We start from the raw sequence: 12920 nt of genomic DNA, 5'->3' as shown, positions 1-12920 counted from the left end.
TCTTGTTATAGTCCAAAATTAAAGCCTTTCAATTCCCTGAAATGACCATTGAGCTTAATCCGTTCTTTCAGATCTTCCATACCTGCCAGCATGGGAAGAGCCTTATCGAGATGCCGTTTCAGGTATTCCAGCCGCTGCGATTCGTGCAGGAGACAGAGCAGTTCATATTCTTCCTCCAGAGCCAGGCCTGCATGATGCGCCAGGTCGTAACTCACCAGGTCCTGCTCTTTCTTTTTAAAATCCTTCGCTACACCCAGCAGTTTATGGAGAAGCTGCAGCGCCGCAAGCACCTGTACCAGTGCCACCCGGTTCTTTCTTTCGCTGTTGGCCGGGTAGCTCACTATGGCGCCCTGGTATAATTTGTCCGGCACGGAAGGAATCACTTCCAGCACATTGAAGACCTGTTCGCCGCGGATGCGGATGTCCATCTTCCCGTCGGGATAAGTGGTTACGATCTCGGTTATTGAAACCAGTGTGCCGCTTTCCTCCAGCCGGTCTTTCACTACTACCGGTATGCCGAAAGGTTTACCTGATTTGTGACAGTCGTTTACCAGTTGTTTATAGCGGTCTTCGAAAATATGCAGGTTCACATATTCACCGGGATATACCACAATGCCAAGGGGAAAGATGGGAATAAAGTTTGTCATACGCTACCTCCCGCTGCACACTTTGCCGTTTTTAAAAGTATAGATAGGCAAGATGCAAAAGTTTTCGGTTCTTTGCCGCAACAATTTTGCAGTGTATGAAAATTTCGGGTTTTACCATTATCAGGAATGCCGTTAAAAATGACTATCCTGTTGTTGAAGCCATCCGATCCATCCTGCCGGTTGTTGACGAAATGATCGTACTGGTGGGCGATTCGGAAGACGATACCGAAGCGCTGATCCGCTCTATCAACAGCCCCAAGATCATCATCCATCATTCCGTATGGGATCCCGCATTGCGCTCCGGCGGAACTGTTCTGGCTGCAGAAACGGACAAGGCATTCCACCTGATAGACCCCGAAAGCACCTGGGCTTTTTATATCCAGGGCGATGAAGCCGTTCATGAAAAATACCATGGCGTGATCAGGGATGCCTGCGAAAAATACAAGGACGATCTGCGTGTGAAGGGACTTCTTTTCAAATACCTTCATTTTTACGGCACTTACGATTATATAGGCGACAGCCGCAAATGGTATGATCATGAAGTGCGTGTGATCAGGAACGATAAAAAGATCAATGCCTATAAAGATGCGCAGGGTTTCAGGATCGGCCACGCGAAGCTGGATGTGAAACCCATCGATGCTTATGTTTATCATTACGGCTGGGTAAAAAGTCCCGAGCAGATGATGAAGAAACAAAAACAGTTCAGCAAATTGTGGCATGATGATGAGCATCTGAAGGAATTCATGATGAGCCCCGATTTCTACGATTTTAATCTTTTCGATTCCCTTCAGCGTTTCCAGGGGACACACCCATCGGTGATGCTGGACCGTATTGCACGAAAGAACTGGCAGGTAGACCTGGATATCACAAAGAAAAAATTCTCATTCAAGGATAAGCTGTTATATTACTTTGAAAAGATCACCGGTATCCGTCTTTTTGATTTCAGGAATTACCGGATCATTAAATAATCAAACAAGGACCTTCCTTACAGCAACGGCATGTGGCAGGAATTATCAGCAGACATTCTTACTGGCAGTCATAAGGCACTGGCACGCGCCATTTCACTGATCGAAAATGAAGTGCCGGGCTATGATCTTTTCCTGCAACAGCTGCCTGCACCACAAACTGCGGTGACCGGTATCACAGGTCCGCCGGGCGCGGGCAAGAGCACACTTACCGACGCACTGATCGGCGAATGGGCGGGTAAAGGGAAAAAAGTAGGTGTGATCTGCGTGGATCCTTCATCACCTTTCAATATGGGCGCACTGCTGGGCGACCGGATCCGGATGAGTGAATGGTATAACAATCCCAATGTATTCATCCGTTCCCTCGCAACAAGGGGGGCACTGGGCGGACTGCATCCGCGGATCATCGAGATCATGAGTGTGATGCAGGCTGCAGGCTTCGATCACCTGATTGTTGAAACGGTGGGCGTAGGGCAAAGCGAGATCGAGATAGCAGGACTTGCAGATACAACTGTGGTGGTAATGGTCCCCGAGGCCGGTGATGAGATCCAGACCATGAAAGCAGGCCTGATGGAGATCGCGGATGTATTTGTTGTGAATAAAAGTGACCGGCCGGATGCAGACCAGTTTGTAAAGAACCTGCGGCTCATGCTGGCACCGGCATTTCATGCAGCACAGCAGGAAATAAGGATCATCAAAACCATGGCCGTTCAGAAAACCGGATTGCCGGAACTGGCTGCAGCTATAGAAGCACACCAGCACGAGCTGCACCATTCAGACAGGCGGCAATGGCTGTTTACGGAAAAAGCCTGGCAGCTGATACAACAGGAAAAAATGAAGTACCTGGACAAACGCCAGTTGAAACAAGCCCTCGCAAATGCCATGGAGGAACCCGATTTTAATCTTTTCCGTTTTATTCAACAGTATCTTTGACGGAACCGCCACCTGTTCAGAACGTATCATCAAGCATTTTACATGGATCCAATCAGCCCTGCAACATATCCTCTTATATCGGTGATCATCGCCACTTATAATGGCGAACGGTTTATCCGTCAGCAGCTGGACAGTATCCTCGGCCAGACCTATCCCAACCTGGAGCTGATCGTTACGGACGATTGTTCCACCGACAATACGCCTGGCATTTTACAGGAATATGCTTCTAAAGACAGCCGCGTAAAAGTGTATCGGAATGAGGTGAATCTTGGCTATGTGAAAAATTTTGAAAAAGGTATGCGGCTCAGTACAGGTCAGCTGATGGCACCGAGCGACCAGGATGATATCTGGCTGCCGGAAAAGCTCAGCAAACTCTACCGTGAAATGGGCGCCCACCGGATTGTGTACTGCAATTCGGCGCTGATCAACAGCAATGGAGAAAAGACAGGGAAATTATTATCGGATATAAAACGCCTTGCAGATTTTGATGATTGCCTGATGTATGCCATCGGGAATTCAGCGCCCGGCCACGCCATGCTGCTGACAAGAGAAACGGCGGAAGCATCCTTTCCGCTGCCGGATATGATCCCGCACGACCACTGGCTGAGTTTTGTAGCCACTTTCGACAGTTCCTTAAAATTTATACCGGAACCGCTTGTGCTGTACAGGCAGCACGACGGAAATGTTTTTGGTGCAGTAAGGGCGGCGGATGGAAAGAAAAGAAAAAAGAAAAAGCCCGGGCGCGCTGTAAAGAATGAACAGATCAGGCGAAGAGTGGCGCTGATGTATGAAAAGTGTCCGGAGCAATTACCTTATCAAAAGCGATTCTTCAGTCTGATGCATAAAAGCTACGCCAGTTTCAGCCTGATGAATAATCTTACGCGGGTACGGATCTTTTTTCAGAACAGACACAAGATCCTTTCATTTAAACGCAGGCCGGAATGGCGGAGGTGGCTGTTCTGCATCAAGATGTTCTGGAGCATTCAATAATTGAAGTATTTTACCGAGCAATAAACGTATAACAGCCATGCAGCAGATCCTGGTAGATTGTGAGCGGATGAAGTATCCCAATACAGGGCTTTATCATTATTGCTATCAACTGGGAAAAGCACTGCAGCAAAAAGCTGGTACAGCCAGGCATTTTACATTTTATGTACCGTCGGTACAGCAGGGCATTTTCGGACAGGGCGCAGGTTATCTTTTGCAGCAGAACCTGCATAAATTTTTGCTCCCGGCCACGCGTAATTATGACCTCTGGCATGCGACACATCAGTCAACCGATTATTTCCCCGCGAAGCGGAAGATCCCGGTTGTGCTCACTGTGCATGATCTCAATTTTCTTCATGACCAGCGCAAAAACGAAACAAAAAAGAAAAAATATTTACGCCAGCTTCAGGAAAAGATCGATCGCGCAGATCATATCACCACCATTTCCGGGTTTGTATTGCAGGAGCTGAAACAGCATGTACACCTGGAGAATAAAAAGACCAGCATCATTTACAACGGCTGTAATATTGAAACAATAAAAATTGAAAAAGCGCCGCTGCTGCAACCCCGCAGGCCTTTTCTTTTTACGATCGGCACTATCCAGGAAAAAAAGAATTTCCATGTACTGCCTGCATTGCTGGCTGATAATGATTTTGAACTGGTGATCGGCGGCATTGTACACGATCCTTCCTATAAGGAACGTATTATCGCTGAAGCTAAAAAGCATGGCGTTAATAACCGTGTGCATTTTACGGGAGCCATCAGCGAAGCCGATAAGCAATGGTATTATATGCAGTGTACTGCTTTTGTTTTCCCGTCGATTGCGGAAGGTTTCGGGTTGCCGGTTGTGGAAGCAATGTATTTCGGCAAGCCTGTATTGCTTTCCACCCTCACTTCTTTACCCGAGATAGGATCCGATGCTGCTTTTTATTTCAACGATTTCGATCCCGGACCGATGCGCGCAGAATTGTTCCGCTGCTTACAGCATTTTACGGATCACCCGGAATTTGCAGAACATGTAAAAGCGCGTGCCGGCTTTTTCAGCTGGCAGCAGGCTGCGGAAGATTACCTGTCTGTTTACGATGAAGTATTAGCGAGACGCTGATTTTTTGCGTTGGTCTTTTCTTTAAAGAAGTAAAATCCACCCGCATATTTAAGCATGCTAAGCGCAAGTGCCGCGAATACGGCTTTCCCGTATTGCCCGAAACGCCTGGCCGCTTCAAATGTTCTGGCAGGCCCGTCCAGCCTGTTGATCCGGTTAAAGAATACCCTGAGGAATTTTATCTTATCAGGATAGTTTTCAAAAAATGGTGCAGCCAGTTCAGTTACCAGTGAAGCATAATTGCTGAAGAAAAGCGGATCGCCGGGAACGGTGCTGGAAAAACCGCCGTCTGTATAATTAGCGATCAGAACGGGGATGTATTTTTTCCGGACGGAGCTGTCCAGCATCCATTTCAGGTTCATTACATAATCTGCATAATACCTGTAACGGATATCGTACATGCCATAAGAAAGAAATAAAGACCTGCGCATAAAGATCGCCTGGTGGCATACATTGGTCTGCAGGATCCGTACTTCATCGAACGGACCGCCATACACACCGCCGGTATGTTTACCCAGTCTGGCGCTGCGGACGTCTCCGTAATAAACATCAGCTTCTCCGGACGCCAGTTCCTTTGCCACTTTCGTAAGCACATCATCAGCCAGCAGAAAATCGTCGCTCCCGGAAAAATAAAGCCATTCGCCGGTGGCCAGCGAACCGCCTTTATTCATTGCATCGTAAATGCCTTTGTCTTTATCTACCATCAGCTTTATACAATCGTGTACGGCAGAGAAAGACTGTACGATGACAACAGTTTCATCCGTTGAGAATGCATCGAGCACCAGTATCTCCTTGTTGGGATAGTCCTGGATCACAAAACTATCCAGGCAACGTGCCACGGTAGCCGCAGCATTGTAAGTAGGGATGATCACAGAAATAAAAGGAGCAGTACTGTTCATGGCCGGCGAGCCGTTTATCGTTTGATGAATACTGCATCAGCCTGCAGGATCTTATGATCTGTAGGAGCGATCAGTTGTTCCACATTACCTGCATACCTGAATCCGCGTGCCGTAAGGTAATCATAGATATCTTCAAACAGGTGCTGGTCTTTGTACAGCGGGTAAAAGCTCGTTTCAATGATCAGCAGGTCTGTTTGTTCCAGGATCTGTGCCGCACCTTTCAGCACGAACATTTCATAACCCTGTACATCTATCTTCAGCAGCAGCGGACCGGCAGGTGGCTGCGGGAAGAAGCTGTCGAGCGTTCTGATCTGTATGCGTATAGGTTCGCTTTTTACAGCGAAATCAAAATTATTTTTATGCAGGTCCAGCATTTCCAGCAGCGAAGAAGAGGGCGAATACTCGTTGTTGTAGATCATTTTCTCTTCAGCGCTTTCGCCCAGACCATAATTATAAGTGATGATGTTTTTGTTCTGACCGAAAGCTTCAGATAATTTATTATAAACATCGGTGAGCGGTTCAAAACTGTGCACCACAGCATCCGGGAACACGCGCAGGATCTTTTTGGTGAACTGGCCTTCGTTGGCACCTACATCGATAATGGTTTTAAAACCGTACGATTCGAGCCATTTAAAGCGGCGGGCTTCTTTCTGAATATTACGTTCTTCCTTGTTCAGTTTGTATTTGAGGTAACGGCCAAGATTATTCAGCTGCATCAGTATGGGTTATCCGATTAATGTTTATTTCATATCTGCATCCTGCAGCCTCTTTTCATTTTTCCACCACCTGTAACCGATAAAACCCATGATCGCGAGTGGTGCGCCGGCCAGGTAAATAATAGCCGAATTGAGCGCCTGTGCAGGGCCTTCGCCCAATTGAGACGCCGTTTTGGTACAGATGGAGCATTGGGCTACGGCCTGCTCACTCAGAGACAACAGTAACAAGATACATCCCGCCAGGATCAAACGCTTCTTTTGCATAATCATGTGTTTCAGCACAAAGATATAAAGAAACTAAGGGAATGTTGCCCCAAAAGGAGTGCTGGGAATTATTTGAGGGAATGATTAACTTTCATCAAAAAAAATGAATCACCGGAGAACATTCCTGAAACAGGCCGGCATGCTGGCCGGCGCTTTTTCAGCAGGCAGCCTTTTCAATCAGCTGCATGCCGCTTCCTGGGAGCAGGCAGCGCAAAAAATAAGCGGGCTGAGCCCGGAGCTGGCAGCTGCAGACGAAGACTACTGGAGTGTGATCCAGCAGGGTTTTACCGTAAGCCCGGCCATCATCAACCTGAATAACGGCGGTGTCAGCCCTTCTCCGCGTATTGTGCAGGAGGCGGTGGAACGGTACAATAAACTGGCCAATGAAGGCCCTTCATATTTTATGTGGCGGATCCTGGACCAGGGCCGTGAGCCTTTGCGCTACAAACTGGCCACACTGGCAGGCTGCCAGCCCGATGAGATCGCCATTAACCGGAACGCCACGGAAGCCCTTAATACCGTAATCTACGGACTGAACCTGAAAGCCGGCGATGAAGTGATCGGAACTTTGCAGGATTACCCGAATATGATACAGGCCTGGAGGCAGCGCGCTTTAAGGGACGGCATTGTATATAAACAACTCAGTTTTAATTTTCCCATAGAAAACGACGACGAGATCGTAGCGGCTTATGAGAAAGCGATCACACCCAAAACCAGGATATTACATGTAACGCATATCATCAACTGGGTAGGACAGATCATGCCCGTACGCAAACTTTGCCGGATGGCGCATCAGCACGGACTGGAAGTAGTGGTAGACGGCGCCCATTCCTTCGGCCTGCTCGATTTTAAGATACCGGACCTGGAATGCGATTATTTCGGCACCAGTCTGCATAAATTCCTGAGTGCCCCTATCGGCAGCGGCATGTTATGGATCAAAAAAGAGAAGATCGAAAAGATCTGGCCGCTTACCTGTAACGACAAACCCAACAGCGGCGATATCAGGAAGTTCGAAACCCTTGGTACACGCAGCTTTCCCATAGAGCAGGGCATCGGCGAAGCCATTAATTTCCATACCGCCATCGGCAGTAAAAGAAAAGAGGAAAGGATCCGTTACCTGAAAAATTACTGGGCAGATAAAGTAAAAGATATACCGAAAGTAAAACTGCACACATCGCTGAAAGCAGATTATTCCTGTGCCATCTGCGGTGTTTCCGTTGACGGGATGACACCTGCACAGCTCGATGGTGCTTTATTCGGCACTTATAAAATTCACACGGTAGGGATTGTCTGGGAGAATATCAGTTGTGTACGTATTACACCACATGTATACACGCGCATAGCAGACCTGGATAAACTGGTGCATGCGATAGAAGAGATCGCGTCGGGGAAAAAAGCCTGACCAGGATTTGCTGATGCCTGATCCGCATGCGGACCAGGCATCATCTACCCGTTTGATTAAGAAGCTTTAGGAGTTACGGCTTTTTTGGTTTTAGCCGGACGGCTTTTACCGAAAGAACCTTTGAATCTTTTACCTTTTGCTGTTTTTTTATCACCTCTGCCCATGATGTTGGTTTTAAGTATTAAACAATGAGTGAACCGCAAAAATAGAAAAACCCCGCAAATTTGCGGGGTTCAATTCTTTTCAGGACTAAAATTAGATTTTAGCGCTCAGTTCTTTACCAGCTTTGAAGCGTGCAACTTTCTTAGCTTTGATTTTGATTGTTTCGCCGGTTTGCGGGTTACGACCGGTACGTGCAGCACGTTTAGAAACAGAGAAAGTACCAAATCCTACCAGGGTAACTTTATCACCTTTTTTCAGGGTTTTTGTTACAGTGTCAACGAAAGAATCTAACGCTGCGTTAGCCTGGGTTTTAGTAACACCAGCATCTTCAGCGATCTGAGCGATCAATTCAGCTTTGTTCATAGATGTGTTTTTAGATTGTTTGAATAACAGGAAACAAATTTATCTGCTTTTAGCTATCAGCAAAATATTTTTCGTCTTTTTAAGCAGTTTTTAATATTCCCCCAAATGCGGTACTGTCAAGGATTTCAGGCGATTTTATACGTATTGTGTTCCTGGCAAAAATGGAAACAAAACCGCTGAAACCCAATACTGTAAAGGGTTTCAGGAGAAAAACGCTGAAAAGCAACGCCCAAGCGGCTTTCAGGGGAATATAGCGAAGATTTATGAATACCAAAATGATTTTGGAAAACTATCCACACTCAATTCACAACCTGCATAAGTGAGTGAAATCCAATAAAACCATTCCCCCATCGTGCAAACGCTTCATTACGGAATCCTGCGGCAAACTGTGCCTGGTAATGTTCGTATGCCTGCCTGTCTGGCAGTTCGTACTGGATTGCATAAGTGGGTCCTTCTTCTTCGTCTGTATCGAGCAGCTGCACAAAGCGGTAGCCAGTAAATGACCCGCAGCGCATCATTTGCGGGATATGTTCTGCTTTTACCCATTGCAGCCACGCATCATGAATGGCCCAGCTTACCTTGATGGTTGTATTATAGATAAGCATATCAGTTTCGTTTCAGTTCGAGATAAATCGGGCAGTGATCACTGTGCTTTACATCAGGATATATAGCTGCCCCGCAGATGGATGCCTGCAACGGCGTGGTTACCGAGATATAATCGATCCGCCAGCCCTTGTTCTGCAAACGCACAGATGGAAAACGCTGGCTCCACCAGGAATAGGCACCTTTCGCTTCCGGGTTCACATGCCTGTAGCTGTCTATCCATTCATTCTCCAGGAACATATCCATCCATGCTCGCTCCTGCGGCAGGAAGCCTGATGAATTTTTATTGCCTTTCGGATCATGGATATCTATTTCACGGTGTGCAATATTGTAATCGCCTGTAACCACCAGTTGCGGTCTTGTTTTACGCAGTTCCTGCAGGTGCGCAAAGAACTCATCGAGCCACTGGTATTTGTACACCTGGCGTATGTCGCCGCTCGTACCCGAAGGGAAATATGCATTTACAACGGTAAGATCTCCGAAATCAGCGCGGATCACACGGCCTTCAAAATCGCTCTGCTCGATATTACTGCCGTAAATAACCTGGTCGGGCTTTATTTTAGTGAATATGGCTACGCCGCTGTATCCTTTTTTATTGGCCGAAAACCAGTAAGTATCGTAGCCCAGGTCTTCGATGAGTTTAATATTCACATCGTCTTTAGATGCTTTCGTTTCCTGCAGGCAGATGATATCTGCAGGGTTTGTCTGCAGCCATTCAATAAATCCTTTTTTGATGGCAGCCCTGATGCCGTTCACGTTGTATGAAATAATACGCATAAGTCAGTTGTATATCATTCTAAAAAGCCGGAAAACCCGATCAGCAGCAGCTGATCCAGTATTTCGGGGGATAAAGATGCATCAAAAAACACAAACCTTTCAGGAATAAAGCGCCCCTGTACAATACAGATCCTTTTATCATCCACCAGTATTTCTTTCACCGTGTTGCTGCCGAGGCAGTTTATGGTAAACATGTGCTTTCCGATCTGACCTTTAACCTGGTAAGCAGCCACAAGCGGCTGGGGCGGAACAACCTGTGCAAGGCTGAAAGTATGCAGAGATGCCGTATCGAAGCCATTCCAGACTTTATCAGGGTAAATGAATTTTCCTCTCATCCTGGCATTATGACTGATGGAGAACCTGGCTATCGTGTCTTTGTCTTTCAGGAGATAATGCACATAGCCCTCCATAAAATTCGTGAGCGGATTGCTTACTTCGGTATCCGGCCCTACCTGGATGAGCAGCTTCAGTAAATAGTTATGATCCCTTTTCACATCGCGCAGCTCCTGGTGCAGGAAGATAAAATCGGAACGGCTTTTATTTCGTGCTTCTTCGATCACATTCCGCAGGAAAGGCGTAAGCGGTGTCGGGTTTTTTCCGCGCAGTTCTATTTCCTGGTAGAGCTTGTCGCCATAGCGAACCATTTCCCGTTCACTGTTATAAGTAAATGCTGCACCATTCTTCTGTGTGGCTGCAACACTCCGCTGCTGCTGCGACAATGCCGGCATCAGCAGGTTCTCTGCCTGGAATACAGGCGTGGCTTTGATGCCGATCTGTTCCGTCATATCCTGCGGATCCAGTAAAAGCCTGAAACCGGTCCGCAATACTTCAAGGAAACTTTTGGGCGACAAGTAAGTATTTTCCGACACAATCCCCATACCCGGCGTTTCCCCATGACTCAGCAGCAGGTCGATCGTTTTGTTCAGCAGCACTGTATTCTTATCCTTTGCCAGCAATGCACTCAGGCGGATGACCGTCTTGGTAGATTTCATCACGGAAGTGTCGTTCTGGGTAGCCCTTGTGGCCAGGAAAAAATCGAACGGGCGATACTGGTAAAGATCCAGGAAAAGGTGAAGCTGATTGGTGTCGCTCGTGTTGAAATCAGCTTTTGTCCTGGCGCGCGGCAGCTTGAGCATTTCTACAGAGAGCGAGTTGGTATCGGCAAGAGGACAGTCGAAATGCTGTAATACTATTTCATTCAGGTTCCTGAGCAATGTCTGCCTGATAGCGGGTGTTTGAAGGTAAATACTTTCAAGACCATGCATGGAAAAACTACGCAGATCCTCTATCACAATTTTTTTCTGCGCAGACAGAGAGCCATATAACAGGGGTATCAAAAGGATGAAAATTAACTTCTTCATAAGCCGGCAGGTGTGATAGTTGCTTTTTAGCAGCAAATTTTGTGCTAATTTGAACCGCTATTGAATATAAGAACAGATTATGGAAAAAACAGACGAAAGGATTATTCCGGCAAAACAATCCGTGTATCTCGACGGACCTAAACCCCGCATTTATGAATTAGGATTTGCCTGGCAGATACTGCTGCAGTTTATCAAAGGTTTCAGAACACTGCATTTCCTGGACCCCTGCATCACGGTGTTTGGTTCGGCCAGGTTCAAGGAAGATCACCGGTATTATAAGGCAGCGCAGGAATTCGGTAAAAGGATCGCGAGTTTAGGCTTTACTACTATGACAGGCGGCGGCCCCGGTATTATGGAAGCTGCCAACAGGGGCGCTTTCGAGCATGGCGGTATGTCTGTGGGCTGCAACATCAAACTGCCGTTTGAACAGCAGCCCAATCCTTATATGCAGAAATGGATCACGTTCGATTATTTCTTCATCCGCAAAGTACTGCTTGTAAAATATTCTTATGCATTCATCATTATGCCAGGCGGTTTCGGCACCATGGATGAGTTGTTCGAAACCATCACGCTCGTGCAGACTAAAGTGATCACCAATTTCCCGATCGTATTGTTTGGCAAGGAATATTTCCAGCCACTGATGGAAGCGATCGACACCATGATCGAAAGTGGTACTATTTCTGCAGAAGATAAAAAACTGATCCTGCTTACCGATGATATCGAGGAAGCCATGCAGTATATCCAGGCTTATATCGCCAAGAATTTCAAAGTGAAAAAAAGAAGAAAACTCTGGTGGCTGCTGGAGAAAAGATAAAAGCAAAGGGAAAGCGTTCTGCTTTCCCTTTGCTTTTTTATGAGTTGGTCATAAATATCAGTTAACCCTTTTGCCCATCGGGAAAGTATAACCGAGGCTCAGGATCAGTTCGTAAGTACCGAAGTTCTGCCTGGCCGTTCCGTTGTACACTTTGAGGTTGGAATAGCTGGCATAATCGAGTTTGTTGGCAAATTCGAGGTATACATGTTTGTAGAATGTACCGCGTACTGCATACTCCACTCCTGCATTCCAGCCACCCAGCTGAAATCCGTCGTCATTTTTCTGACCGAATAAACTATTCTCCACGTGCGGGATCACAGGGCCGATACCAGCTTTACCGAGACCATCTACTTTCAGGTTATGGTTGCGGCTTTCGTACCAGTTCCATCTTTTTACAATATTGAACAGGAGGAAATTGGCGCCGTTGTTCAGGTAATAATAGAACCCGTTGCCCTTTGAAAAATTCACGGTACTGTCTACCTGGCGGCCATTCAGCTTTCCGGTTATTCTTACATCCTGCCCGTCCTGGATAATATGTTTGGTATGATCGAAATTGATCTCGAATGCCAGTCCTTTTTTCTTGTTGAAGAAGTACCCGATGCGGTAATTATACTGGGGAATGCTGATCGGAATGCTGAACAATCCTTCATCCCACCCCGGATGATCGTGCGAGCGCACATTCCTTAAAGTATACTGGCTGCCCAATGAAGGCTGATCCACTTTTACATTGGAGCGGGTATACCATTCTTTGTTGTATCCCCAGGAGAAATAAAATTCACCTTTCCTTTCTTTCTTTTCCTGTGCCTGCAACAGCATCGCCGGCAATACAGCGATCACCGGCAGCACAAAACGCCATACACGGTTCATTTGCTCTTTTATTGGTTAAAGGGCACAAAGATACAGCTGTTTGTTTTTTGACGGCTGT

16 protein-coding genes are annotated in these 12920 nt (G+C 46.8%); 6 read left to right on the top strand and 10 right to left on the bottom strand.

The window, feature by feature from the left end; translation table 11 throughout:
• Positions 1-5: 5 nt before the first annotated feature.
• On the bottom strand, positions 6-647 hold the full coding sequence (locus B5D42_RS00410; protein ID WP_078829446.1) for an LON peptidase substrate-binding domain-containing protein: 642 nt from the start codon (positions 645-647) through the stop codon (positions 6-8).
• 95 nt (positions 648-742) lie between these two features.
• Here B5D42_RS00410 and B5D42_RS00405 point away from each other — a divergent pair, with 95 nt between their 5' ends.
• From B5D42_RS00405 to B5D42_RS00390, 4 genes are read left to right on the top strand one after another with little or no spacing between them, the layout of a single operon-like run.
• Positions 743-1615 carry a glycosyltransferase family protein gene (locus tag B5D42_RS00405; protein ID WP_078829445.1) on the top strand — a complete coding sequence of 291 codons (873 nt, stop codon included), beginning with the start codon at positions 743-745 and terminating at the stop codon, positions 1613-1615.
• A 30-nt stretch (positions 1616-1645) separates the two neighbouring features.
• Positions 1646-2545 carry a methylmalonyl Co-A mutase-associated GTPase MeaB gene (gene meaB, locus B5D42_RS00400; RefSeq protein ID WP_078829444.1) on the top strand — a complete coding sequence of 300 codons (900 nt, stop codon included), beginning with the start codon at positions 1646-1648 and terminating at the stop codon, positions 2543-2545.
• Between the two features lie 42 nt (positions 2546-2587).
• Positions 2588-3535: a glycosyltransferase family 2 protein gene (locus B5D42_RS00395; RefSeq protein ID WP_078829443.1), complete on the top strand. Its 948-nt coding sequence runs from the start codon at positions 2588-2590 to the stop codon at positions 3533-3535.
• A gap of 37 nt (positions 3536-3572) precedes the next feature.
• Complete coding sequence (locus B5D42_RS00390) at positions 3573-4637, top strand: glycosyltransferase family 4 protein (protein WP_217698756.1); 1065 nt, start codon at positions 3573-3575, stop codon at positions 4635-4637.
• On the opposite strand, the gene B5D42_RS00385 is transcribed toward B5D42_RS00390, so the two are convergent.
• Genes B5D42_RS00385 through B5D42_RS00375 form a run of 3 tightly spaced genes read right to left on the bottom strand, consistent with a single transcriptional unit; the run spans position 4610 to position 6513 of the window.
• Positions 4610-5533, bottom strand: coding sequence for a glycosyltransferase family 2 protein (locus B5D42_RS00385; RefSeq protein ID WP_078829442.1), 924 nt, complete (start codon positions 5531-5533; stop codon positions 4610-4612). The genes B5D42_RS00390 and B5D42_RS00385 overlap by 28 nt on opposite strands.
• A gap of 14 nt (positions 5534-5547) precedes the next feature.
• Complete coding sequence (locus B5D42_RS00380; RefSeq protein WP_078829441.1) at positions 5548-6249, bottom strand: FkbM family methyltransferase; 702 nt, start codon at positions 6247-6249, stop codon at positions 5548-5550.
• 24 nt (positions 6250-6273) lie between these two features.
• A complete protein-coding gene (locus tag B5D42_RS00375) occupies positions 6274-6513 on the bottom strand; it encodes a CAMCR motif-containing small membrane protein (protein WP_078829950.1) in 240 nt (79 codons plus the stop codon).
• Positions 6514-6616: 103 nt separating this feature from the next.
• On the opposite strand from B5D42_RS00375, the gene B5D42_RS00370 reads away from it, so the two are divergent.
• Positions 6617-7915, top strand: a complete 1299-nt coding sequence (locus B5D42_RS00370; protein ID WP_078829440.1) for an aminotransferase class V-fold PLP-dependent enzyme — start codon at positions 6617-6619, stop codon at positions 7913-7915.
• A 56-nt stretch (positions 7916-7971) separates the two neighbouring features.
• Here B5D42_RS00370 and B5D42_RS00365 read toward each other — a convergent pair whose 3' ends face one another.
• The 5 genes from B5D42_RS00365 to B5D42_RS00345 all read right to left on the bottom strand — a co-directional run bounded on the left by B5D42_RS00365 (position 7972) and on the right by B5D42_RS00345 (position 11181).
• Positions 7972-8079 carry a 30S ribosomal protein THX gene (locus tag B5D42_RS00365; protein ID WP_078829439.1) on the bottom strand — a complete coding sequence of 36 codons (108 nt, stop codon included), beginning with the start codon at positions 8077-8079 and terminating at the stop codon, positions 7972-7974.
• A gap of 91 nt (positions 8080-8170) precedes the next feature.
• Positions 8171-8440, bottom strand: a complete 270-nt coding sequence (locus B5D42_RS00360) for an HU family DNA-binding protein (RefSeq protein ID WP_078829438.1) — start codon at positions 8438-8440, stop codon at positions 8171-8173.
• 299 nt (positions 8441-8739) lie between these two features.
• A complete protein-coding gene (locus tag B5D42_RS00355) occupies positions 8740-9045 on the bottom strand; it encodes a DUF4286 family protein (RefSeq protein ID WP_078829437.1) in 306 nt (101 codons plus the stop codon).
• 1 nt (position 9046) lies between these two features.
• A complete protein-coding gene (locus tag B5D42_RS00350; RefSeq protein ID WP_078829436.1) occupies positions 9047-9820 on the bottom strand; it encodes an exodeoxyribonuclease III in 774 nt (257 codons plus the stop codon).
• A 14-nt stretch (positions 9821-9834) separates the two neighbouring features.
• The gene (locus B5D42_RS00345) at positions 9835-11181 is read right to left on the bottom strand and encodes a hypothetical protein (protein ID WP_078829435.1); all 1347 of its coding nucleotides are present in this window, start codon (positions 11179-11181) and stop codon (positions 9835-9837) included.
• A 79-nt stretch (positions 11182-11260) separates the two neighbouring features.
• On the opposite strand from B5D42_RS00345, the gene B5D42_RS00340 reads away from it, so the two are divergent.
• The gene (locus B5D42_RS00340) at positions 11261-11995 is read left to right on the top strand and encodes an LOG family protein (RefSeq protein ID WP_078829434.1); all 735 of its coding nucleotides are present in this window, start codon (positions 11261-11263) and stop codon (positions 11993-11995) included.
• Positions 11996-12052: 57 nt separating this feature from the next.
• Here the strand turns inward: B5D42_RS00340 and B5D42_RS00335 are convergent, their stop codons facing one another.
• A complete protein-coding gene (locus tag B5D42_RS00335; RefSeq protein WP_078829433.1) occupies positions 12053-12862 on the bottom strand; it encodes a hypothetical protein in 810 nt (269 codons plus the stop codon).
• Positions 12863-12920: the final 58 nt, after the last annotated feature.

This window comes from Sediminibacterium ginsengisoli, assembly GCF_900167075.1.
Lineage (GTDB): Bacteria > Bacteroidota > Bacteroidia > Chitinophagales > Chitinophagaceae > Sediminibacterium > Sediminibacterium ginsengisoli.
This window is presented reverse-complemented; position numbering and strand designations above follow the sequence as displayed.

Bases quoted from the DNA above. Each gene is read 5' to 3' on its own strand.
- B5D42_RS00410 (WP_078829446.1), bottom strand. From the start codon at position 647: ATGACAAACTTTATTCCCATCTTTCCCCTTGGCATTGTGGTATATCCC.
- B5D42_RS00405 (WP_078829445.1), top strand. From the start codon at position 743: ATGAAAATTTCGGGTTTTACCATTATCAGGAATGCCGTTAAAAATGAC.
- meaB (WP_078829444.1), top strand. From the start codon at position 1,646: ATGTGGCAGGAATTATCAGCAGACATTCTTACTGGCAGTCATAAGGCA.
- B5D42_RS00395 (WP_078829443.1), top strand. From the start codon at position 2,588: ATGGATCCAATCAGCCCTGCAACATATCCTCTTATATCGGTGATCATC.
- B5D42_RS00390 (WP_217698756.1), top strand. From the start codon at position 3,573: ATGCAGCAGATCCTGGTAGATTGTGAGCGGATGAAGTATCCCAATACA.
- B5D42_RS00385 (WP_078829442.1), bottom strand. From the start codon at position 5,533: ATGAACAGTACTGCTCCTTTTATTTCTGTGATCATCCCTACTTACAAT.
- B5D42_RS00380 (WP_078829441.1), bottom strand. From the start codon at position 6,249: ATGCAGCTGAATAATCTTGGCCGTTACCTCAAATACAAACTGAACAAG.
- B5D42_RS00375 (WP_078829950.1), bottom strand. From the start codon at position 6,513: ATGCAAAAGAAGCGTTTGATCCTGGCGGGATGTATCTTGTTACTGTTG.
- B5D42_RS00370 (WP_078829440.1), top strand. From the start codon at position 6,617: ATGAATCACCGGAGAACATTCCTGAAACAGGCCGGCATGCTGGCCGGC.
- B5D42_RS00365 (WP_078829439.1), bottom strand. From the start codon at position 8,079: ATGGGCAGAGGTGATAAAAAAACAGCAAAAGGTAAAAGATTCAAAGGT.
- B5D42_RS00360 (WP_078829438.1), bottom strand. From the start codon at position 8,440: ATGAACAAAGCTGAATTGATCGCTCAGATCGCTGAAGATGCTGGTGTT.
- B5D42_RS00355 (WP_078829437.1), bottom strand. From the start codon at position 9,045: ATGCTTATCTATAATACAACCATCAAGGTAAGCTGGGCCATTCATGAT.
- B5D42_RS00350 (WP_078829436.1), bottom strand. From the start codon at position 9,820: ATGCGTATTATTTCATACAACGTGAACGGCATCAGGGCTGCCATCAAA.
- B5D42_RS00345 (WP_078829435.1), bottom strand. From the start codon at position 11,181: ATGAAGAAGTTAATTTTCATCCTTTTGATACCCCTGTTATATGGCTCT.
- B5D42_RS00340 (WP_078829434.1), top strand. From the start codon at position 11,261: ATGGAAAAAACAGACGAAAGGATTATTCCGGCAAAACAATCCGTGTAT.
- B5D42_RS00335 (WP_078829433.1), bottom strand. From the start codon at position 12,862: ATGAACCGTGTATGGCGTTTTGTGCTGCCGGTGATCGCTGTATTGCCG.